The sequence below is a fragment of the Lactobacillus sp. JM1 genome (genome assembly GCF_009834385.1).
Lineage (GTDB): Bacteria > Bacillota > Bacilli > Lactobacillales > Lactobacillaceae > Lactobacillus > Lactobacillus paragasseri.
The window spans coordinates 491162-513917 of record NZ_CP044412.1 but is presented as its reverse complement, the minus strand read 5'-3'; the positions used below and the strand labels follow the sequence as shown (position 1 = coordinate 513917).

The 22756-nt window shown below is 33.9% G+C and carries 21 protein-coding genes and 4 pseudogenes; 5 read left to right on the top strand and 20 right to left on the bottom strand.

Going from position 1 to position 22756, the window contains the following annotated elements; translation table 11 throughout:
* Positions 1 to 4 precede the first annotated feature (4 nt).
* Positions 5 to 793: a Cof-type HAD-IIB family hydrolase gene (locus tag F3I00_RS02540; protein ID WP_020806873.1), complete on the top strand. Its 789-nt coding sequence runs from the start codon at positions 5 to 7 to the stop codon at positions 791 to 793.
* 139 nt (positions 794 to 932) lie between these two features.
* On the opposite strand, the gene F3I00_RS02535 is transcribed toward F3I00_RS02540, so the two are convergent.
* Both F3I00_RS02535 and F3I00_RS02530 read right to left on the bottom strand, forming a co-directional pair.
* A complete protein-coding gene (locus F3I00_RS02535) occupies positions 933 to 1361 on the bottom strand; it encodes a GNAT family N-acetyltransferase (protein ID WP_024273031.1) in 429 nt (142 codons plus the stop codon).
* A gap of 247 nt (positions 1362 to 1608) precedes the next feature.
* Positions 1609 to 2970 (bottom strand): annotated as a pseudogene (locus F3I00_RS02530) (oleate hydratase); the annotation flags it as partial.
* On the opposite strand from F3I00_RS02530, the gene F3I00_RS02525 reads away from it, so the two are divergent.
* Positions 2946 to 3266 (top strand): transcriptional regulator, encoded by a 321-nt coding sequence (locus F3I00_RS02525; RefSeq protein ID WP_201288368.1) that lies wholly within the window; start codon positions 2946 to 2948, stop codon positions 3264 to 3266. The pseudogene F3I00_RS02530 and the gene F3I00_RS02525 overlap by 25 nt on opposite strands.
* A 111-nt stretch (positions 3267 to 3377) precedes the next feature.
* Positions 3378 to 3695, top strand: a pseudogene (locus F3I00_RS02520) (hypothetical protein); the annotation flags it as partial.
* Positions 3696 to 3742: 47 nt separating this feature from the next.
* On the opposite strand, the pseudogene F3I00_RS02515 reads toward F3I00_RS02520, so the two are convergent.
* The 3 genes and pseudogenes from F3I00_RS02515 to F3I00_RS02505 all read right to left on the bottom strand — a co-directional run bounded on the left by F3I00_RS02515 (position 3743) and on the right by F3I00_RS02505 (position 8608).
* Positions 3743 to 5317, bottom strand: a pseudogene (locus F3I00_RS02515) (ATP-binding cassette domain-containing protein).
* A gap of 255 nt (positions 5318 to 5572) precedes the next feature.
* Complete coding sequence (locus F3I00_RS02510; protein ID WP_020806881.1) at positions 5573 to 7024, bottom strand: MFS transporter; 1452 nt, start codon at positions 7022 to 7024, stop codon at positions 5573 to 5575.
* Positions 7025 to 7129: 105 nt separating this feature from the next.
* On the bottom strand, positions 7130 to 8608 hold the full coding sequence (locus F3I00_RS02505) for an MFS transporter (protein WP_020806882.1): 1479 nt from the start codon (positions 8606 to 8608) through the stop codon (positions 7130 to 7132).
* A 201-nt stretch (positions 8609 to 8809) separates the two neighbouring features.
* On the opposite strand from F3I00_RS02505, the gene F3I00_RS02500 reads away from it, so the two are divergent.
* Positions 8810 to 9565: an MIP/aquaporin family protein gene (locus F3I00_RS02500; protein WP_020806883.1), complete on the top strand. Its 756-nt coding sequence runs from the start codon at positions 8810 to 8812 to the stop codon at positions 9563 to 9565.
* Positions 9566 to 9604: 39 nt separating this feature from the next.
* Here F3I00_RS02500 and F3I00_RS02495 read toward each other — a convergent pair whose 3' ends face one another.
* The 4 genes from F3I00_RS02495 to F3I00_RS02480 all read right to left on the bottom strand — a co-directional run bounded on the left by F3I00_RS02495 (position 9605) and on the right by F3I00_RS02480 (position 12971).
* Positions 9605 to 10387, bottom strand: a complete 783-nt coding sequence (locus F3I00_RS02495; protein ID WP_020806884.1) for a CPBP family intramembrane glutamic endopeptidase — start codon at positions 10385 to 10387, stop codon at positions 9605 to 9607.
* Positions 10388 to 10408: 21 nt separating this feature from the next.
* Positions 10409 to 11347 (bottom strand): AEC family transporter, encoded by a 939-nt coding sequence (locus tag F3I00_RS02490; protein ID WP_020806885.1) that lies wholly within the window; start codon positions 11345 to 11347, stop codon positions 10409 to 10411.
* Positions 11347 to 11913, bottom strand: coding sequence for a DNA-3-methyladenine glycosylase I (locus F3I00_RS02485; protein ID WP_020806886.1), 567 nt, complete (start codon positions 11911 to 11913; stop codon positions 11347 to 11349). Before F3I00_RS02485 ends, F3I00_RS02490 begins: the two co-directional genes overlap by 1 nt.
* A 62-nt stretch (positions 11914 to 11975) precedes the next feature.
* Complete coding sequence (locus F3I00_RS02480; RefSeq protein ID WP_020806887.1) at positions 11976 to 12971, bottom strand: class III bacteriocin; 996 nt, start codon at positions 12969 to 12971, stop codon at positions 11976 to 11978.
* A gap of 208 nt (positions 12972 to 13179) precedes the next feature.
* Between F3I00_RS02480 and F3I00_RS02475 the strand changes: the two genes are divergently transcribed.
* On the top strand, positions 13180 to 13638 hold the full coding sequence (locus tag F3I00_RS02475; protein WP_020807850.1) for a GAF domain-containing protein: 459 nt from the start codon (positions 13180 to 13182) through the stop codon (positions 13636 to 13638).
* 58 nt (positions 13639 to 13696) lie between these two features.
* Here F3I00_RS02475 and F3I00_RS02470 read toward each other — a convergent pair.
* From F3I00_RS02470 to F3I00_RS02420, 11 genes and pseudogenes are all read right to left on the bottom strand, one after another.
* Positions 13697 to 14328 (bottom strand): annotated as a pseudogene (locus F3I00_RS02470) (NAD(P)H-binding protein).
* A 68-nt stretch (positions 14329 to 14396) separates the two neighbouring features.
* Positions 14397 to 15065, bottom strand: coding sequence for a type 1 glutamine amidotransferase (locus tag F3I00_RS02465; RefSeq protein ID WP_020807851.1), 669 nt, complete (start codon positions 15063 to 15065; stop codon positions 14397 to 14399).
* An 11-nt stretch (positions 15066 to 15076) separates the two neighbouring features.
* Entirely contained in the window at positions 15077 to 15613 is a 537-nt protein-coding gene (hpt, locus tag F3I00_RS02460) for a hypoxanthine phosphoribosyltransferase (protein WP_003649311.1), read from the bottom strand.
* 437 nt (positions 15614 to 16050) lie between these two features.
* Complete coding sequence (locus F3I00_RS02455) at positions 16051 to 16383, bottom strand: putative quinol monooxygenase (protein ID WP_020807852.1); 333 nt, start codon at positions 16381 to 16383, stop codon at positions 16051 to 16053.
* A complete protein-coding gene (locus F3I00_RS02450) occupies positions 16384 to 16839 on the bottom strand; it encodes a GNAT family N-acetyltransferase (RefSeq protein WP_020807853.1) in 456 nt (151 codons plus the stop codon). It lies immediately after the preceding gene.
* Between the two features lie 49 nt (positions 16840 to 16888).
* On the bottom strand, positions 16889 to 17206 hold the full coding sequence (locus F3I00_RS02445; protein WP_020807854.1) for a hypothetical protein: 318 nt from the start codon (positions 17204 to 17206) through the stop codon (positions 16889 to 16891).
* 69 nt (positions 17207 to 17275) lie between these two features.
* Entirely contained in the window at positions 17276 to 18193 is a 918-nt protein-coding gene (locus F3I00_RS02440) for a class II fructose-bisphosphate aldolase (RefSeq protein WP_003647684.1), read from the bottom strand.
* 111 nt (positions 18194 to 18304) lie between these two features.
* Positions 18305 to 19981 (bottom strand): arginine--tRNA ligase, encoded by a 1677-nt coding sequence (argS, locus tag F3I00_RS02435; protein WP_020807855.1) that lies wholly within the window; start codon positions 19979 to 19981, stop codon positions 18305 to 18307.
* 280 nt (positions 19982 to 20261) lie between these two features.
* Positions 20262 to 21188: a D-alanyl-D-alanine carboxypeptidase family protein gene (locus F3I00_RS02430; RefSeq protein WP_024273028.1), complete on the bottom strand. Its 927-nt coding sequence runs from the start codon at positions 21186 to 21188 to the stop codon at positions 20262 to 20264.
* A gap of 36 nt (positions 21189 to 21224) precedes the next feature.
* Positions 21225 to 21902 carry a L,D-transpeptidase gene (locus F3I00_RS02425; RefSeq protein WP_159310969.1) on the bottom strand — a complete coding sequence of 226 codons (678 nt, stop codon included), beginning with the start codon at positions 21900 to 21902 and terminating at the stop codon, positions 21225 to 21227.
* Between the two features lie 5 nt (positions 21903 to 21907).
* Positions 21908 to 22753, bottom strand: a complete 846-nt coding sequence (locus tag F3I00_RS02420) for an NAD(P)H-hydrate dehydratase (protein WP_020807858.1) — start codon at positions 22751 to 22753, stop codon at positions 21908 to 21910.
* Positions 22754 to 22756: the final 3 nt, after the last annotated feature.

Here is a 22756-nt window from a genome sequence, read left to right as displayed (position 1 = left end):
CAAAATGACAAAGCTAATTGCCGTTGATATGGATGGTACTTTCTTAAGAGACGATAAAAGTTATGATGAAGAAAAATTTGCTAAAATCTACCAGGAATTAGAAAAAAGAAACATTATATTCACAGTTGCTAGTGGTAATCAATATTATCAAATTACTACTTTCTTTAAGAAATTTCCAGCTGTAGTTTATGTTGCAGAAAATGGTGCCTTAGTTAGAACCAAAGAAAAGATTCTAGCCCTGCATGCTTTCTCTGAAGAAAACGTTAAAAAGATTGAAGATTTTCTTTTAAAGCAAGCTGAATTACAATTTTTAGTATCAGGAGTAGAGTGTGCCTATTTTCCAGTTCAATTTACGGACGCTTATTACGAAATCTCTACTAAGTATTACTATCGTTTAAAGAAAATACACGACTTTAGTGAAATTGACGACAAAGTTCTGAAATTTTCTATTTCCTGTCCTGATGAAAAGACAGATTATTATATTCATTTTCTAAAAAAGAACCTTGGCAATTACTGTAATGTAACAAGTAGTGGGCACGGCGATATCGATCTTATCTTACCAGGAATTCATAAGGCACATGGCTTAGCAGAATTAGGTAAAGTACTTGGTATTTCTCTTACTGAAATGACTGCTTTCGGTGACGGTGGAAATGACTTAGAAATGGTTAAAGAAGTTGGCGATGGCGTAGCTATGTCAAATGCAGCTCCAATACTTTTAAAGGTCGCGAATCATACAACAACATCAAACAATGAACAAGGTGTTCTCACCTACATTAAAAATAATATTCTCTAGTAAAAAGGCTTGAAACAATCCCCCTCTCTGTTTCAAGCCTTTTTACTTTTTCTAATACATATCGCCAAATTCTTCAACTTTATATTTTAAATATACTTTCATAAAAAACAGTCACTCAATAGTTAAGTGACTGCAAATATTATTTTTCAATTCTAAAGCGATAAAAGCCTAAACTCATTTGTTTCAAGGTCTTAGCAAAATCCTTTTTATCAAAATGATTTTGATCAACTAAAGCTTCAAATTCACCATCTGCGTCAACTAACATCTGGTGAGTTCTACGCCACCCATTCTTTTGATAAAAGCGCAGACGACTTACACGTTGATGATAATTCTCCGCATCAGGATCAAGCGGTTCAATATCTAACACAATTTGCTGATCTGGATATTTTTCTTCAAGCATATGTAAAATTTTGCTTCCATATCCATTACCACGTAATTCGGATTCAACAGCTAAGTAAGCCAGATAAACAGTATTGTCACTAATGTAGTAACAAACCATCCCGCAAAATACTTCTCCATCATAGACGGCATTAAGTTGTAGCTTCTTGCGCAAACTCATTAATACCATTGACATCCATGAAAATCTTTCCCATTCTGGAAAAGCACTATAATATAAATCTTTAACTTTACGATAATTCTTAGAGCCCCATCGGGCGGGTTGTTCGTCTAAAATAAAAATCCTTCTCTTTTCTAATAATATAATTTACTTCTCTAATTAAAAAATACTTTTCAATAAAAAGCAAATTTCTAATACTATACAAAATAGGGACAAGCTATTCCACTCATCCCTATTAGTCAAATAATTAAATTTTTATCTATATCAACTTATACTTCTTAAGTAATTCTTCAACGTAAGTTCCCTTAACTTTCTTCAAACCTTCTTTAACCATCAATTTTTCAGGTAAAGGCAAATTTAGTTCAGTTAACTTCTTTCTGTCATTTAAGTAATACATTGCGTTCATTAACATTCTCACATCAAAGGCAGATGCAAATACTTCAGGAACACCGCGATCTACGTTAAGCAAAGTGTAGACAGCTTCCATAGCAGTACGTACTGAATATTCAGTAGTAAAGACAGTGTCTCTCTCAGTTTCAGCAAAATTACCAATGAAGGCTAAATTCTTGGAATTCTTTGGCACTACCTTTGGACGATCCCCCAATGCACGTGGCATGAAGTAAGACGTAATATATGGCATATGATTTGGAATTGTAGTTACATCAATTGCCATCTTCTTAATTTCTGATTCAGGAACACCCATGTGATAAAGCCATTCTTCGCAAAGTTCAATACCATCACATTCAGGCATAGTCTTTTTGACATAGTTACCCTTAGTATTTGAATACAAGCCATATAACCAAACAATCAGTTCATTTGGCTTTTGCTTATGGAATTGTGGTTGACGACTAATTGAATATCCAAGTAACCAGTTAGAATCCTTAAGCGTAGTTGGACCACTAGTTACAATGGAACCAGAATGTGGATCCTTTTTATTAACCTTTTCAATGTAAGGCACAATATCATCATTAGTGAAAGTAACTGTAGCTGAAATTACCCAGTTAGCAGCTGGAATATTTTCGCAGAACTTTTCTGGATGACCGAAGTCTTCATCTTGCGCTGCTAAGTTCTTCCACAATTGCCAACTTGGTCCAAGCTCATGTTTTTGTTCAGCTGGGTGCGTGTTGGCCCCATAAGTTGTACTTTCAGTAATTGAACCATTAGTTACGAAGACCAAGTCGTTAGGGGTTAACTTAATAACTTTTTGCTCCCCCTTCTCAGTCATCTTAATTTCAGTAGCTACTTTTTCATCCTCAGTCCGATTAACAATAATATTATCTACAATTGTGTCATAGTGGAATTTTACTCCATGCTTCTTTAAGTAACTAATCAAAGGCATAATTAAATCTTCGTATTGATTGTACTTAGTAAAGCGAAGTGAAGACAGATTCTTCAAAGTTGCTACATGCTGAACAAACCGCATTAAGTAACGACGCATTTCCATTGCACTTGCCCAAGGCATAAATGCAAACATTGTTTGCCAATATAACCAGAAGTTTGACTTAAAAAATTCATCGTCAAAGACTTCATTAATTTTCTTATCTTGCAAATCCTTTTCTGGTGTCATTACTAAATTCAAGATTTCTTTAACAGCCTTTGGTAAAAGAAGTAAATCGCCATCTAACCGACTTCAAGGATCAATTAGCAGTCTATTTTAAATTTTTTAAGGATCATCCGGATCTAATGAAATTATTCCTTAATGCTGGTTTAGAAGGAGAATTACTTAACCAGCAAACCAAATTTTTGAAAGAGTTAATTAATTACTCTCAACCTAATTTAAAACTTCCTCCCTATGCAATTAGCTATCAGTCAGGTGGGATTTACATGCTCTTGGTTTGGTGGGTTGGTCATGATTATCAAAAGCAAATTAATGAGCTCTTATCATATATTGAGAATCATATTGTTATCAATAACTAACTATTCTGTTATCATTAGCCAGTACTAATTTCTAAGCATATTATTTTCTTCATTTCAATTTTGCTTTCTATAATATAGTTGAAAGTTTAATTTTTTAGAAAGGAAATTAAAATGAAAAAATATATTGCTAAAATTGGACCACTTAATGCCGAAAAAATAGCCTGCTCTCCTCACGGAACTGCTACTTTTACTGAAGATGAGGAACAAGATACGTTACATATTATGATTGAAATGTTCGACACTCCAGCAAATATCGAACACTAGCAACACTTCCATGGTTTCCCTGATGGTAAAGCAACAATGGACAATGACTTAAATGGAGATGGATTTGTTGATTTACCAGAAACTGAGCTAGTGTCAGGCACAACAATGGTTCCTTTCAATATAAATGTAGTAAAATATGGTCCACATGTTACTCTTCCAATTGCAGTTGGAAAAATAGAAAAAGCAAATAATTAATAATACAAAAAACGCATCTAAGTTAAGTGTATTTCTCTATCAAAGAGACTGTTCATTTCTTCATTAAAATTATGAGCTATAAAGATCACAGTGTATGGGCCATCTAATAACTTCTTTAAGATATCAAGCGTTGCTTTTTTATCTATAGCGCTAGTACCCTCATCAATCAAAATAAAATCGTCATCGTGAACGCAAGCCCGAGCTAACACAATTTTTTGTCGCTGACCTCCAGAAAAATTATTCGTATCTAAATCAATTCCCGTTTCAAGTCCATTTGGCATACTAGCTATATCTTTACTTAAATCATTATTTTCAACTGCTTTTTTAACCAGTTTTTTCAATTTATTATCGAACATAATAATATTGTTGATAATAGAAGTAGGAAAAAGCTTCCCATCTTGAGGAATATATCCTATCTAAGCATAATCAGGACTAACTTCTTTACCATATTTATTTTCAAAAACAACTTGTCCATTAGTTGGTTGTAATTTATTAAGAATTAGCTTAAATAGCGTAGACTTACCAGTACCACTGTCGCCACTAAGCAACACTTTTTCTCCTCTTTCAATATGAATATCTGGGAAATAGATCGTTTCTCCATTTTTAAATGAAATACTTAAATTATGCGTACTAATTGAGTATATTTCATCAGTATTAGTTTCTTTATGAGAAGAGGCTAACTTCTGGGATTCAATAATTTGTTTGTTAAGACCTTGAACTGACTGAATTCTTGTTAGCGATGTAGTAATTGTCAATAAACAATTTAAAATCATAGAGGAGAAGTTACCTGCTGCTATTATTACTCCAAAAGTTACTTGATGATTAAAAAACAAAATTGCGGCTAACAGAGTAATCGCAATTTGAGAAAAAGAATTAGCACATCCATTAAGGAAATCAGCAACAGAAATTACCTTTTTTCTTTTTACGAAACTTGTTTCTAGATTCTGACTAACTTTTTGCATGACTAAGTCTAATTTATTAAAAGCAGTATATTTTCTTAATTCTTCTAGACCATTAAACCATTCTTCAATAGCTAACAAGTATTTACTATTTCTACTAACTACTTTTTGCGTTGCATTAGAAGCTTTCTGTCTTGTAAAGCGGGGAATATAAAGCGTAATAACTGATAGAATTATTGCTAACAATGTCAGCATCCAATTCATTAGAAGAAGGCTGCTAATTGACGTAACCAATAAAAAACCTGATTGGATAATACTCAAAGACTGATCGGCATAATTTTTAGTCAGCACTTGTAAATTGCTATTTAATTCATTTTCCATTTCAGCTACTTTAGGCGCCTTGTCATGATAGTATTTGCTTATTAATTTATGCCTAATACTGTGAATATATTTTTGCGTTTGCTTACTAAAAAGATATGTAGCTAACGAACTCAAAATATAAGAAACGAATGAAAGAAAGACACTACTGGCAATAATTAGCAAAAAACCTAGAAGAATATTTTTAACTAGTTGATTATAAGCGAATTGTATAATATACGAACTTGTTGCAGATCCTGCTGCAAACAAAATCTCTAAAACAATTATTACAATGAATAAGAGTAAATTAGTTTTAATTAATTTTTGAAAACTCATTTTTAATCATCTAGATCCTATAATTATTTTTAATAGCGTCCGCTTTTTCTAAGGGAACTGATAAATATACATATCTGTTAGTTGGAGATAACCATTTAGAAATTACCTCAATAATATTATTTTTTTATTAAAATATCAATATTTCTTTAATTTATTAGTGCCAGCACTAAGTAGTGTTTAGACTACAGCGATTTAATACTACAAAAAAAGCTGATAGACAATTCCAATTTTAGGATTCGTCTACCAGCTTTTTTCTTATTTACTATTTTTATTAAAAATAAAATTCAATCCAATCGCAATTACAAGCAAAGCAGTGGCACACCACATAATTTCTTGCAATCCTAAATGAAAAATATTTCTCATTGTCGGTAATAAATTCTGTGGCAAGCTTTTAGCAGATGAAGCATCGCTTAACTTATTAAGCATCCCCATCGTTATACCTGAATTTTCAGCAACTCCCTTGGCCAATTGTACATTCATAATCACACCATAAACAGCAGCCATGACAGTTTGAGCCAGAATTCGAATTAAATATGAAAGTGATGTTGCCGGCGCCATGTTTTTCTCACTAGCATCAACTTGAACTTTAATTTGAAGCAATACAAAAATAAACCCCACCCCAAAGCCAGAAAAAGTTCCAATAATTGCCAACCACCAAATATTAGTACTTTGCGGTGCCAGTGCTAGTCCTAAGGACGAAATCAAAATACAAATTAATCCCATCGAAAGTAGTGTTCGATTATTAAAACGCGCCTTTAAGGGATTAACCACTAAAGTTCCTACCACATCAACTAAGGAATTCGGAATTAAGGTCATTCCACCAATTAACGCAGTTGTGCCAAGCAAACCTTGCGCCCACATCGGTAAATATGTATTAATTGCTAAAAATGCACCCCAGCTAAAAATGAAGAGTAAAAAATCACCGACTAAAGCTCGATTTTTAAACATACTAATCGGTACTACAGGATTGGGGTGCCCTCCTTCATGCATAAAGAATAAAACTAATAACACTAAACCAGCAATAATTAAACTTGCTACACTCCATGGCTTAGTTAGACCAAGCAACTGAATCCCTAATAAAAGCAAAGTTAATCCAACAATGATTAAAAAAGAACCCAGTATATCAAACTTAGGCGTTTTTCTGATCTTGCCTTCGTGATAATACATTAACGATAATAAAATTGCTAAAAGACCAATTGGAATATTAATATAAAAGACCCAGTGCCAGGAAAGAGAATCTACTAAATAACCACCTACTAATGGTCCTACAATCGCTGCTACGCTAAAAGCAGCACCTAAATATCCTAGAATCTTCGTTCTTGCTTTAATATTATCAAAAATAAAGCCAGCCATAATATAAGGCAGCGACCCCATACCTCCAGCACCAATCCCCATTAAAGCACGTGCCAAAAGAAAGAAATACATATTATCAGCCAAGCCTTGAAAAAGAGAGCCTAAAACAAAAAAGAGTAACGATAATTCAAAGGTGGCTTTATTACCAATTTTTTCACCGACTTTGGTCCAAATTGGGGTTGAAACTGACATCCCTAAGAGCATAATTGCAATAATCCAGCCCATGAATTGGATTCCATGTAAGTCCGCGATAATGGCGGGAATTGCGGTATTAATAATCGTACTATCTAATCCTGCCATTACATTTGCTAAAACCATGGCAAACGTCACCATCGTTACTTGCTTTTTCGTCATATCTACACCTACTTTTCTAAAAAATAAAAAGCCCCAATTATTTCGCAATAATCAAGGCTAATAATCTATCTAAAATATACTTGCTCACTTACTTAAAAACAAGAACTATTTTGAATAATTTCGAATTTTTTTATTTGGCTGTCTGAAGTTGAAATAGAAATTAAAAATAGTAGCAATTAATAATAAAATAAAGGAAACTGCCATTATTTCGTGGATACCACTATGAAAAATTTCACGCATCTCTGGCAAAAGCTGCTGTGGCAATAATTTAGCAGATTTAGCGTCACTTAATTCATTCATCATCTTCATCGTGATATTACTGTGCGAATTGATTCCGCTAGCTAAAGCCAAATTCATAATTACACCATATACTGCTGCCATTACTGTTTGAGCTAGAATTCTAATTAAGTACGATGTCGAAGTGGCAGTCGCCATATCTTTCATTCCAGCATCAATCTGAACTTTTACTTGAAGTGCCACGAAGATAAAACCAACTCCAATTCCAGAAAAAGCACCGACTACAATTAATACCCATAGCGGTGTATGATTATTTGCTAAAAATAGTCCACCAGAAGAGATCATCATTGTGACAATTCCAATCATTACTAAGGTAAAAGTTCTAATTTTTTCTTGAATTGTAGCAACAGTTTGCGAAGCAATAATTTCAACAACTGAATTAGGAATTAAAGTCATTCCACCCATTAACGCCGACATCCCTAAAAGTGCCTGTGCCCACATTGGTAAATAAGTGTTAACGGCAATAAAGGCACCCCAGGTAGTTGCAAATAGAATTAGATCACCATTTAAATCTCTGTTTCTAAAGATTGATAATGGAATAATTGGATTTTCAGCCTTTGCTTCGTGTAAGAAGAAGAAAATTAAAAGAACTAAGCTCAATAATATTAATCCGACTACAATCCAAGTTGCAGTTAAACCTAAGAGTTGAATCCCCATCAGAAACATAATCAAACCACTAACTAATAAAAATGCTCCTCTTAAGTCAAAGACTGGTGCAGATTTGGGTGTCACCGGTTTGTAGTAAACTAGGGCGATTAGTAAAGCAACTAATCCGATTGGAATATTAATATAGAAAACCCAGTGCCAAGATAAGGCATCAATTAGCCAGCCACCCACTAAAGGTCCCAGAATTGCTGCACCATTAAAACTTGCAGTCAAGTAACCTAAAATTTGTGTTCTCTTTTTAATATTTGGAAAAACATAGCCAGCGATAATATAAGGTAGTGATCCCATGCCACCGCCACCAATGCCCATGATCATTCTTGCCACTAAGAAAAAGTAGATGTTTGGTGCTAACCCTTCTAAAGTTGACCCTAAAACAAACAGACCTAATGCAATTTCAAAAGCTAATTTATTAGTGATTTTTTCACCAATTTTGGTCCAAATTGGTATTGAAACAGACATTCCTAAAAGATAGATTGCTACAATCCAGCCCATAAATTGAATTCCGTGTAAAGCCGATACAATTGCTGGAATTGCAGTATTAGTGATTGTTCCATCTAGTCCGGCCATTACGTTTCCCAGCATCAAGGCCACTGTTACCATCCTGATCTGTTTCTTGTTCATTAAAGCACTTCCTCAACAATAAAAAGAGCCCTTATTACATCAAGTAATTAGAGCTAAAACATTTATCTTTATATTATGCAAACTTTTTGCTCAAAAATGCAAGAATCTTAAAAAAATATCTAGGATTTTTCTAGAACTTTAGGTATAATCAGTAGCTGTGTTTATTTTTCACTTATTTTTTCAAGAGAGGAAAAAGTATCTATGGAACATAGTTGGATGCTCAAGTATTTTACCGAATTTTTCGGTACTTTAATTTTAGTATTATTTGGTAATGGTTCAGTTGCCAACTCTTTCTTAAAAGGAACAACTGGTAATGCACCTGACGGTAAGGCTAATGGTGGTTGGATTTTGGTTGCCTTCAGTTTTGGCTTTGGTGTTATGCTTCCTGCCATGCTATTTGGTTCAATTTCTGGTAACCATATTAATCCGGCCGTTACTGTTGCTCAAGCAGCTGCTGGTAACTTTCCATGGTCACAAGTCGCTCCTTATATAATTTGCCAATTACTAGGTGCAATTTGTGGTCAGCTTCTTGTTCTAGCAATGTATTGGCCACACTTTAAAGAATCTACTGATCCTGACATTGTATTTTCTTGTTTTGCTACTAGCGACTGTACTAACAGCAAATGGAACGGTTTTATTTCAGAAGTTGTTGGTACTGCAGTTTTAATGTTTGTTGCAATCGGACTTTACAAGGGTATGTTTTTCAAACAAGCTGTCGATATTGCTAACATAGGTGTTGGATTTTTAATTACTGCATTAGTTATGGCTCTTGGTGGTCCAACTGGTCCAGCTCTTAACCCAGCACGTGATTTTGGTCCAAGACTTGTTTACTCACTCTTGCCAATCCCTAATAAAAAGGGTGGCGCACACTGGAGTTATGGCTGGATTCCTGTTATCGCTCCTACTCTTGGTGCAATTATCGGAATTTTTCTTTACAAAATTCCTTTTGGAAATTAATTAAGTATGTAAAAAAGCAGATCAGTTGATCTGCTTTTTTTAATATTCAAACACCTTATTAGCTCTTCTATTAAATACATAAATAGAAAATAAAGAAACAATCATTGCTGTACCAAAGATTAATAAAATTAGCCCCCATGGAGATGCCTGTGCTTCCATCGTTCCAATATTGGGCTGTAAATCTAATAAAAAGTGCATCACAATACACAACCAAATTCGATTAGTAAAAATATGAATATATGAAAATATTAATCCAATAGCAGTTGCGTAAAATACTTGTTGCATAGTAGCATTAATAGCTGCTCCATGCGTTAAATTAATCAAATGAAATAATCCGAATAAGATTGACGAAGCTAAAGAAGCCCAAACTAAAACATATTTTTTATTTTCAAAAATTTTAGCAAACAAATTAAATAGTAAAACTCGGCATAAAACTTCTTCGCCAATTCCTGCAGCCAAAGCAACGCAAATGGATCCCCACATCATTTCAGGCATTGACTCAAAAACTTCTGCCCAACTTACCACGCTACCCAATAGAGCATAGAGTAAGATCACCAGAGCACAAAAAATAATTGTGATAATCTTTACTTTTCCTTCTTTAGGCAATTTAATAAAAACTTTGTCTGTCTTATAGAACTTTTTAAAAGTTATTGCCAAAACGCAGACAATACCTAAATACAAAATTTGCATCCAAATCGATTGAGACTGAAATTCCAATCTTCCTGCTAGTGAATAAACCACCAGATAAATTATAGAAGCAATTAGCATCCATTTAATCGATGCGTTTGTTTCACTGATTGCTAAATAATTATCTTTTTTCATTATCTTTCCTCGCCTTTTAGCTTATAAGCCTATAAACGTAGCTAAACAAATCACTAAAGGAATAGTAATAATCGCTCCTAAAGTCGATAAACACATTAATTTCGTTGGAAATTTCACATCAAAATTACTAAGTAAACTAAAGAGAACTACAACACCTGCAACTGGACAAGTAGCCATAATTAACGTAGTCATTTTGGCAATTGCCGGTAATGGTAAGGCATATAAGATCCCTAAAATGACTATTGGAAAAAATAGGTTTCTAACAAACACTCCGCTCCAAGCTAGCTTATCTTGCCAATCTGCTTTTAAATTAATGGAACCAAGATTTGTACCGATTACGATCATACTTAAGGGTGTATTTAAATTAGCAATATAATTCATTGGATCTGAAACTACATCAGGTAATTTAACTTGCGTTATAAACAAAATCATCCCAATAACCGCCGCAATAATATTAGGGTTAATCACGGCTTGCTGAAAACTTTCTCTAAATGACTGTTTTTTCTGTGTGAACATTCTAATTCCATGTGTCCACATGAAAATGTTATAAGCAATTAAATAAGGAACTGCAAAAAAGACTCCTTTAGTTCCTAGAATTGCCTGTACTAATGGAACTCCCATGAAGCCTGCATTAGTATAGGTGCCTGCATATCGCAATACTGTTCTTTTCTGACGATCTTTGACTAAATTTTTACCAAAAATAAACTCACTAGTAATAATTTTAAATATAAATAAAGCAATTACTAGTAAAAACACTAGCCCAAATTGTAATAATCTAGCAGCCGAAAATGACTGCCGAAATGAGTTAATAATTAAACAAGGAGATACTACATATAAAAGGATCTTAGTTAGATCCTTAACCGTTTGTTCATGTAGAAACTTAACTTGATAACAAATCCAGCCGACAATCATCAAAATGAACATGATTACTACTTGTTTTGTCGGCAGTAATAAAGACATCAAAGTCCCCCGTTCTTAAAACTACAATTTTCTAAGTGATCATTAATTAATCCAACCGCTTGTAAGAAAGAGTACACAGTTACTGGTCCTACAAATTTAAAGCCAAGTTTTTTCATTTCTTTTGAAATTTGCGTAGATAAACCATCCGAAGCAGGAATATCTTCCATCTTTTGTGGATAATGCATTATTGGCTTAGGAATAAATTCAGTTAGAAAATCTTCAAAAGTCCGATTTTCTTTTTCTAGTTTAACCAATATTTTTGCATTATTAATTGCTGCATTTATCTTTAAGCGATTGCGTACAATTCCTTTATCTTGCATCAATCGTTCAAAATCATCCTGATTGAATTCAGCCACTTTATGATAATCGAAATTTGCAAAAGCTTTTCTAAAATTTCCTCGTTTATTTAAAATTGTCTCCCATGATAATCCTGACTGAAAACTTTCTAAAACTAGCATTTCATATAAATAAGTTGAATCTAAATTAAGCTTTCCCCACTCTTTATCATGATATTTTTGATAAAGTAGATTTTTACTGTTTCCCCAACTACAACGACTTAGTTTCAATTTTTACACCTCATTTTTATCAATTATAACAAAATAGACAGACTCAATAGTCTGTCCATTTTCTAAAATTTTTCAACCTGATATATTCGATTCATCAAAGTAGTCAAATCACTGTTTCGTTGGTGATAGGCAACGGTTAAGTAAAGACAATCACTTGTTACTTGTATTCCTTCAAATTCAGTACAAAAGTCTAATGCATCTAAATTTAAACTGTTGTCTAAATTGACTGATGACCATTTATTTGAATTGGATATTCCCCAGGGAATTTTTACAATTTCACGTGGTTTACCTTGTTTTGGAAATCCTAAGAACGTTGTATGCGGGCTGGGCTGACTGGAAATATAAATGTCCTTATTATCATCAATTCCATAGCCTTGAATCGAAATAATCTTTTGATCATTAAAATGTGGGATATTAAATGCACCTAAACAATTCAAGCTCTGAATATTAACATCTTCAGCTTTTTCTTCTGCTTGATCTAGTTTTTTATTAACTTCATCAAGATTATAGATAGCAAAATGACCTGTGTGATTGATGTCAATACTTGCAATTAAGAAATATTGTTTATTCGGTGAAACAGCTGCTTCTACTCTAACTAAATCTTTGCCAGGATAAGCTACACTTCCATCGTCATAGCCTGAACCTGCGCGATTAAGATAAGAAAGTCTTGGCAACTCCGTATTACTGGTAAAAATTTGAGTTTGATAGCCAGGAACTGTTACTCGCGCAATTTGCGTTGTCCAATAAGTATTACCATGCCTTTTAGGTTTAGTTCCAACGAACCATTTATTGTCTTCTCCACTTTGTACCCAAGTTTGAGTATGTCCACCCGCTGTACCAGCTGAATTGGGTCCTTTCAAGTATAAAATTGGATGATCCTCATTAAAGGTCACAGTTTCGCTATCATTTGGAGTTTGATAAACAATAACATCGCTCTGTCTATGAAGTAATTGTAAGACAAATACATTACTTCCATCGAGTGCTGAAGCTTGAACAACAACGTGGTGTATATTTTCTAATTTATTTACTAAACGTATTTGAGTTTCTTTTCCAATCATAATTGGACAAATCCTTTCTTCATTTACCCTTCTCTCAATTTTATTATGAGCGATTTGAATCCAGACAACAAATAAAGTAAACTGCTAACATAAATCTGATTAGGATGTGAAGAAAGACAAATGTTTAAATTAAAAATATAATTTTCTCTATTAAATGTTTTATAAGTGTTAAAATTAAATAAATTTACTAAAAATTGAGGTACCACTTATGTCAGCAACAACAGAAAGCAATTACCAACTATTAGTAAAACAAGCTGAAGCTCTAGTAGACGGAGAAAGTGATTGGATTGCTAACACTGCAAATATTTCTGCACTCTTATTTAATTCACTTGATAACGTTAACTTCGCTGGTGTTTATCGCTATGAAAATAATGAATTAATCCTTGGTCCATTTCAGGGAAAACCAGCATGCGTTCATATTGCTGTTGGTAAAGGAGTTTGCGGAACAACTGCAAAAGAAAGGCAAACTCAAATTGTAAAAAATGTACATGAGTTTGCAGGACATATTGCTTGTGATAGTGATTCAAATTCTGAAATCGTTATTCCTATTTTTAAGAGAAATCATGATTTATGGGGAGTTTTTGATTTTGACTCAACTAAAATTGCTAATTTTGATGAGTTAGATCAAAAATATTTGGAAGCAATTTCTAATGTCTTTAAATTTTAAATAGCATATTTCCTTAACACACAAAAAGACTCCCATAATGGAGTCTTTTTTCTCTTTATTAGATTTCTTTCAAAGCATCATCAATTGGTGTCTTACCACTACTCATTGGAATAACCTTGCCGATTGTATTCGGATATTTCAGAATTGCTGCTAATGTTTTGGCAACATCAGGGATTGGATTCGAATCTGTCGCTTCAACATTAAGTTGAATTTTACCTGTTCCAGCTTCTTCAATAAGACTGCCTGGTTGTAAAATAGTATATTCCAAATTTGTAGAATCCATCAAATAAGTATCTGCAAAGAACTTAGCTGCCAAATAATCCTCTAAGCTTGGAATCTTCTTCCATGAATTAATATCTAAACTAAGCATCGAACTGAGCATAATGTAACGCTTAACGCCCGCCTTTTCAGCAGCCATCATTGTCTTAATTGCTCCCATTGCATCCGTCTGAATCAGATCTTTACCACGTGAACCAGCAGTAAAGTAAATTGCGTCAAAACCTTTTACTTGTTTAAAATATCATCAACGTCAACATGTAAATCAAGTTTATCAGCCGTAACGCCATCAAGTTGAATAATATTTTCTGGATGACGAGCAGCAGCCGTCACAGTATTACCATCTGCTACTAAGTCTTGAATTAAGTCTGTAGCAACTCTTCCTGAACCACCAAAAATAAAAATCTTAGCCATAATAATTTTCCTCCTAGAAAAACTTACAGCTTTATTTTAGCTTACTTTTTATTAGTAGTCTAAAATTTTTACTTAGTAATGAAATCGAGTAACTTAAACATTACTTTCTGATTTTCTTCCGGTACCCCGTGAGCAATAATTTCTTTACCAGTTTGATGCAAATCATTATTCTCTAACGGATAATCAACATCATTAATTGCAATTTCTCTCACATTATCTTCTTCTGGTTCAAAATGAAATTGTAAACCAATCACATTATCACCAAGTAAAAAGCCTTGATTCTTTACTAAATCACTTGAGAACAATAACTTAGCTCCTTCTGGAATTTCAAACATTTGCTGGTGCCAATGAAGAGCTATTAATTTTTCCGGGATGTTAGAAATAGTCTGATCCTTCAAGTAAACCGGTGCCCATCCAACTTCTTTATGGGGAGCATCTAAAATCTTAGCGCCCACAGTTTTTGCAATTTGTTGTCCACCAAGACATGCGCCAAACATTGGTTTATGTGCATCAAGCATTTCTTTTATTAATTTTCTCTCTTGCTTAATCCAAATTAAATCATCGTTTGGACTCATTGGTCCACCAAGAATTATTAATAAATCCGTTTCTTCCACAGTTGGCAGTTTACCAAAAGTTTCAGGATGATAAACATAGAAATCATAGTGATGTTGATCAGCCCAAGTTTTAATTGAACCAGGTCCTTCATTTGGAGTATGTTGTAAAACATTTACACGCATTACTTATCCCCTTATTTAGCATAAACCTCATGCTTTAAAATTCCCACATAAGGCAGGTTTCTATATAGGCCATTATAATCTAAGCCATAGCCGACTAAAAACTCGTCTGGTGCCTTAAAACCGTAATAATCAGCATGAAAATCTACTACACGTGTTTCAGGCTTATCAAGCATTGCAACAACTTCAACGCTCTTAGCTCCACGACCTTTCATGACTTCACTGAGTGCTTGTAAAGTCCGACCGGTATCAATAATATCTTCCATAAAAATTACTGGACGATCTTTTACATCTGACTTAATATCTTGCGTAATCTTTACTTCTCCAGTTGATTGCGTACCAGCATAACTAGAGGCCTTAATCGGATCAATAGTCAACTTAAAATTCAATCGCTTAATCATGTCACTAGCAAAAATCATGGCTCCATTTAAGACGGGCACGACAATCGGCTCTTCGTCCTTATACTTCACATTTAATTCCGCAGCCATTTCATCCATACGACTATCTAAGTCGCTTTGAGTATACAATATACGTTCGATATCGTTATTCATTCTGTAATTCCTCTTTACTTAAAATCGTCAATGATGAAATTTTAACATAAATAAAGAGATTTTTTTAGTCTTTTTACACTTATTTATTAATTATTTTTACTTAATATTGCAAAATCGTTCGTATTTATAAAGGGAATAAAATTATTTATAGTTTTTTAGATTTTCTCTTAAATATAAGTCACAAAAAATTCACAACTTCACTTTAAGATGGATATCAATCAAATAAAGAAAGGAATGGTTTAATGAAATTATTATTAATTCTAGGAGTTAGCGCTATGGCAGTACTTGCTGCAAATGCCGCTATTGTAAATAAACCAGTTCCAGTTCCTGTAAAGGTTCGTCGGAAATAAATCTATAATTCTATTCTTCATTTTCCTCTATTTTTAGTATTGAACGCAAAAACTCGTTGATTGATAGATCAACGAGTTTTTCTGTTACTATTTTCTAATAAACTTTTGATCCGTATCTGGCATCCCATTCTCATCAGAAATATAACGTTCAACACGCATATGTAGATCATACTTTTCACGTAAATCTGCTAATTCTTTCATCATTGGCGAAGCATGATGAGCATCTAAAGATTTTTGGTTCTTCCAGCTATCAATCAAAAGTATTGTTTCTGGGTCATTCATAGGAATGAAATAATCGTATTTTTCATTGCCTGGCTCTTGTCTAATACGATCAGCCACACCGCTACTTTCCATTTCTTCAGCAAACTTGCGGGCACTTCCATTTTTTCCAGTGTAATAAAGGTTAACTGTTAAAGACATCTAAATCCTTCTTTCTAAATTCTTTTTCATAATTAAAATTGGGTAAGGATTACCCTGATCATCAAACTCAGATCTTTCTACTGCTTTAAATCCCATATGTTCATAAAAACTACGAGCTCCTGGATTCTGCTCATTAACGGAAAGCTCATTAATATCTAAATTATTGATGCCGTAAGTAATTAAGGCTTTTCCAATTCCAGTTCCACGCTGATTAGCAGCAACAAAAAGCATCTCTAGCTTTAGATCATTGATTCCCATAAAAGCAACTGGTTCATTCTCATCATATGCAACAATTAAATGCGATACTCTTCTTAAAGCATGAGGAACATATTTCTTAATATTATTAATTTCTGGATCTGATAAAAAATTGTGCGTAGCTCTGACACTGCTTTCCCAAATTACTAATAATTTATTTTCTGTTTCTTGATCAAGAGCTTTAATTTTCAAAATTTTCATAGTAATAAACTCTTACTTTTTGAATATGTATAGCACTAAAAATATTTTATTATAGCTTAACAATTATTTTATCAAAATCTTTACTAAACGTTGATTTTTGAAGGTTTTTGCTAATAAAGTAAACTATTGTTTTTTTATCGAAAATTGAAAATGCAATTCGAATCGAACCTATTGTGCCAGCATTAAGACGAAATTCATAAATATTTCTACCCTTTATTCTTTTTCTGGTTGCCAATTTAACCTTTGTCATCCCGCTAGCCACTTCTTTGTCAATTGCGGCTTCAACCAATTCTACAATGGTATCTTTTTGCTTATTATATTTTTTAAAGAAACTTTTACAACCCTTTTCGTAAAATTCGACATGCATTATCTTTTATCTCACCTAAACAAAAAAGACCTCAGAAAAACTGAGGTCTTTTTTAATGGAATTAGTTGATTATTCTTCGTTTAATGAAGCTTCGTCAAACTTAACTGATGATTCCTTTGAGTCGATTGGTGCAGTACCCATCCATGAAATCATTTCCTTCATAGAATCAGTAATTGCGTCAGTACCAGCTCTCAAAAGCTTACGTGGGTCGTAACCCTTGTTGCCCTTGTCTAAGTCCATCTTGTCTTCGATGTACTTACGAGTTGCAGCTTGGAATGCTAATTGGAATTCAGTATTAATGTTGATCTTAGCAATACCTAATTTAATTGCCTTTTCAATTTGGTCTTGAGGAATACCAGAACCACCGTGAAGAACAAGTGGTTCACCTGGTACAGCTTCTGCGATTTCCTTCAAACGATCGAAGTTCAAGCCTTTCCAGCCTTCTGGGTAAACACCGTGGATGTTACCAATACCACAAGCAAGCTTGTCAACACCAGCAGCAACGAAAGTCTTAGCGTCTTCAACAGATGCTAATTCACCGCCATCGGCACCTTGGTTTTCACCAATCTTACCGATTTCAGCTTCAACAGAGATACCTCTTTCGTGAGCTAACTTAACGATTTCCTTAGTCTTAGCTAAGTTTTCGTCAGTTGGTAAGTTGTGACCATCAAACATAACTGATGAGTAACCAAGTGCGATACATTCCTTAGCAGATTCATAGTCACCGTGGTCCAAGTTCAAAATAACTGGAACATCGATATCCATGTTGTCCATTTCGTTAAGAACTAAATCCTTAACAGTCTTGTAACCACCCATGTACTTAGCAGCACCAGTAGAAACTTGAATCAATAAAGGAGTTCTAGTTTCCTTAGCACCTCTTAAAAGTGCGCGAGTCCATTCAAGGTTGTTAGTGTTGTATGCACCTACAGCGTAGTGGTTTTCACGAGCAGCTTTGAAAATGTCATTACCATTTACTAAATAAGCCATTAAAAAAATACCTCCTAAATTTTTAACACATCATTAGTTTAACCCATTAGTGCAAAAATTAACATACTTTAGCTCAAAAAAATTCAGTGAATATTTTTATTTTGAGAAATATTACATTTCTTTAGGTGCATTTACGCCTAAAAGTCTCAAAGCTTCAGTTAAAACAATTGAAGTTGCTTGAACTAGTGCAAGACGAGCATTTAACTGATCGTCTTCATCTAAAATTCTCACATTTGCATAGTATTTATTAAATTTCTTACTTAAATCTAACGCATATTTGGCAATGATTGATGGTTCAAATTTTTCTGAAGCTTTTGCTACAATAGCTGGGAAATCAGCTAAAGCTTTCGCAACTGCAAATGACCAATCATCATTTAAGCTCAAATTATCCATTGAGATTTCTTTATTTGCCTTACGCAAGATACTTTGTGCTCTAGCATTAGTATATTGAACGTATGGACCAGTATCCCCTTCGAAACGAACAACTTCTTCTAAGTCAAAGTCAAAATTATCCATTCTATCATTCTTTAAGTCGTGGAATACTACTGCACCCACACCAACATCATGAGCTACCTGGTCTTTATTAGCTAAGTTAGGATTCTTTTCTTCGATTTGTTGTTCTGCTAAAGAAACCGCATCTTTCAATACTTTATCTAAGAAGACAACATTACCTTTTCTTGTTGATAACTTCTTACCGCCCTGCGTAATTAGACCAAATGGAATGTGGTGAATATTATCAGCCCAGTCATATCCCATTTTCTTCAAAACTTGCTTTAATTGCTTAAAGTGACCGCTTTGTTCACCACCAGCAACATAAAGAGACATAACAAAGTCATACTCTTTTTTACGATATAATGCAGCAGCTAAATCACGAGTCATATAAAGACTAGAGCCATCAGATTTTAAGATTAATGCTGGATTCTCATCTTCACCTAAGTTAACGACTTGAGCTCCGCGAGATTCTTCTAGTAATCCTTTTTCTCTTAATTCGTCAACTACTGGTTGCATCTTATCGTTAAAGAAAGCTTCACCGTTGTATGAATCAAAAGTTACACCTAATTCTTTATAAATACGGTTAAATTCTTGCAAGGAAACTTCGCGGAACCATTTCCACAATTTAATCTCTTCTTCGTCACCATTTTCAAGTTTCTTAAATGCAGCACGTCCTTCATCATCTAATTTAGGATCTTTTTCAGCTTCTTCATGGAATTTAACGTAATAATGGAAAAGATTAGTAATTGGATCTTTCTTAACATCTTCTTCATTGCCCCATAAACGATACGCTGTAATCAACTTACCAAATTGTGTACCATAGTCACCAAGGTAATTAATCTTAATTGGAGTGTAACCAACTTTTTCCAAAGTTTTAGCAATTGAATTACCAATAACAGTAGAACGTAAATGCCCCATTGACATTGGCTTAGCAATGTTAGGAGAAGACATATCAATCGGTACATTACCTTCGCCTAATTGTTGATCACCAAAATGGTCTTTTTCTGTCAAAACATCATTTAAAGTTGCATTAACAAGTTTAGCATGATCAATCGCAAAGTTAACATATGGTCCAACTGCCTGAATACTAGTGAAATTATCGTCACTAATTTTCTCTGCAATGTCTTTTGCAATCAAAGCTGGATTCTTGTGCTCAATTTTAGCCAAAGCAAATGCTGGAAAAGCATAATCTCCCATTTTAGCATTCTTTGGTCTTTCAATTAACATTGCAATTTTTTCTTTAGGTAAATCTACCTGTTCACTAACTAAATCTACGACTTTTTGTTTAAAATCCACTGATAACACCTCTTGCATAAAAAAAGTCTCTTCCTAGCTAATCTAGAAAGAGACGAGAAAGTTTCCCGCGGTACCACTCTACTTGATACAAAGTATCCGCTTATTAATTGATTTTAAAATTGTAGTTAAACACGCCTTCATATCACTCTATTGCCTAACTTCCACCAACCATAGACTCGCTGAAAATAGATTAATATTACTACTTTTAACTCTTTATCATGAAGATTATATCAGCAATCTTAGCCAAAGTGCAATATTAAAACGAATTCATAGCTAAATTTTAATTAAAAGAATAATTAAGTAACTTTTTTGTTTCTGAAAAGCGCTCGTTATCATTTTGAGCACCCAAAATCACTGTAATTACTCTCTTATTATTTTTATCCATTGTACAAGTAAAGCAAGCGCCAGCTCCATCAGTTGTTCCTGTTTTTAACCCATCGACAGGATAATTAGGATCGTAGTCTGAAAGTCGACTTAGCATTTTATTGCTATTAGTCATTAATGTATTTCTAAAATCGGACTTTGCTACTTTAGTCGTACTTAAAACTTCAGGATAATCTGTAACTAATTTTCTCGCAATAATTGCCATATCATTAGCACTCATTTTATTTTCAATTGTCGTTGTCATCCCTAAGAAGTTTTTATTTTTCTCCGGTAACCCATCAACTGTCACCAATTTAACATTATGAAGTTTCCATTTATTGGCTTGCTGTCGCATTTGATTTAAAAAATTAGTCTCACTTCCGCTAACTGCAATCGCCAGCATACGAGCTGCATTATTAGCTGACTTTATCAATGCCGCATCATAAAGTTCTCTAACAGTGTATTTTTGACCTAAACTAAGTGGCACACCTGCATAATCAGGATTAGAACTTAAATTAATGATTTCTTGAGTAGGACTAACAGTTGTATCCCAAGAAATTTTCTTCTCTTTAATTGCTTTTAAAGTTAAGTAAGCAGTTAACAACTTAGTCATTGAAGCAATTGGCAAACTTTGATTGGCATTTTTGGCATAAATGACGTTTTCATTTTTGGCATCAATTGCTACGGCAGCTTTAACATTTAAGTTCACTTGATCGGCATGATAATTAGACGGCATCCCATTTGGACCATGATCATTTTTCCACAGAAAAAAGCAAATAATAATTACTGCTATACCTATTATCCACAGAAATTTTTTTCTAGATTTCTTTTTTGCATGCCTCATTTCGTCACCTAATTTCTTTCGCTGCACATATTTAGTCTACTCATCCTTTACTACAACCTTAGTGCCAACAGGTAATTTTTCATATAGCCATTTAGAATCAGGAATACTCAAGCGAATGCAACCATGCGAGGCTTGGGTTTTACCAAGTTTCTTTGCTTCATTTTTCATGATTTTATTATTACCATCTGTTGGGACCGAATGAAAGAGATAAGTTCCATGGCCGTGCCAGCTAATGTAAGTACGTGCGCCAACCTGGAGACTCTGGTTAAAAAATGTTGCTCCCCTTTCAGCTTCGACAGCATAAGTTCCAGTTGGCGTTGCAGATTTACCATTATGATACACCCCGCAAGATGCAAGCATGGTGTAAACTGGTTTGTTACTATCCATAATATAAACACGATTTCCCTTAATTGAAACTCTTATCCACAAATTATTTAGGCTCACCAGATCAGGATGTGCCTTACTTTCACTTTTAACTTTCCAGCTACCAGCTGGCTGTAAATCTTTGGGATCCGGATATGGTAAATTAGAATCTTTATGTGTAACTTTTTTTACTTTTGGGGCTACTTTTTTGGTTACTTTACTGTTTACTATTTTATTTGGACTTGCCAGCGATACATTACGATGAGGAAATAAAATAATTGCAAATACTAAAATAGTTAGTATTGTTCCAATAATTAAAACAGAGTTTTGATATTTACTTATCTTTTTCATTTTATTCACTTCTCATATTTTCTCATCATTGCAGGAATAAGGGCTGACAGTTGTGTCGGTCGAACAATATAGTCTTTCTTCGCAATTTCATCAGCAGTTATTGAATGAATTCCCACAGCACCTGCGACAGTCTTTAAATTAGGTGGAAATTGTCCGCAGAAACCACCAATGATTCCAGCTAACGTGTCTCCCATTCCGCCAATCGCCATTCCTGGATTGCCAAAAGGATTCTGATAAATATTTCCTGCTTGATCATAAACTTTAGTATGATTAGATTTTAATACTAAAATAGCATTTTTCCTGGGGACTAATTCATTTAAAAAAGCTTGATTCGATTGATCATTTTGGTCAGCAATTTTTATTTTGCTCAATCTTTGCCACTCCATCTGGTGAGGTGTAAAAATTACTAATTTTGAGTTTACTGGCAATAAATCTTTTTGCTGGCTAATTAAATCAAGTGCACTTGCATCTAAAATCAATACTTGCTTTAAGCTAATGCTATCTCTAATAAGAGCCAAAATATCTCGTGCCTGGTCATCTAAACCAAGTCCCATACCACAAACTACTACATTAGAGCCCACAATTAGATTTCTTAATTCATCTCTTTTATCCCAATCAAGAGCCATAATTTCAGGATCTCTGGTATGTAGGGCACTAATATTTACTGAATCTGTCGCCACCGTAGTCAAACCAGCACCACTGTTTAGTGCACCTTCTGCAGACATAATGAGAGCACCACCATATTTTTTATTACCACCAATTAATAGTACTCGCCCATAATTACCCTTATGTGTGGCACTTTCACGCTTTTTAATTACCTCAGATATTAGTTCTTTTGAAATACTTTTCATTTT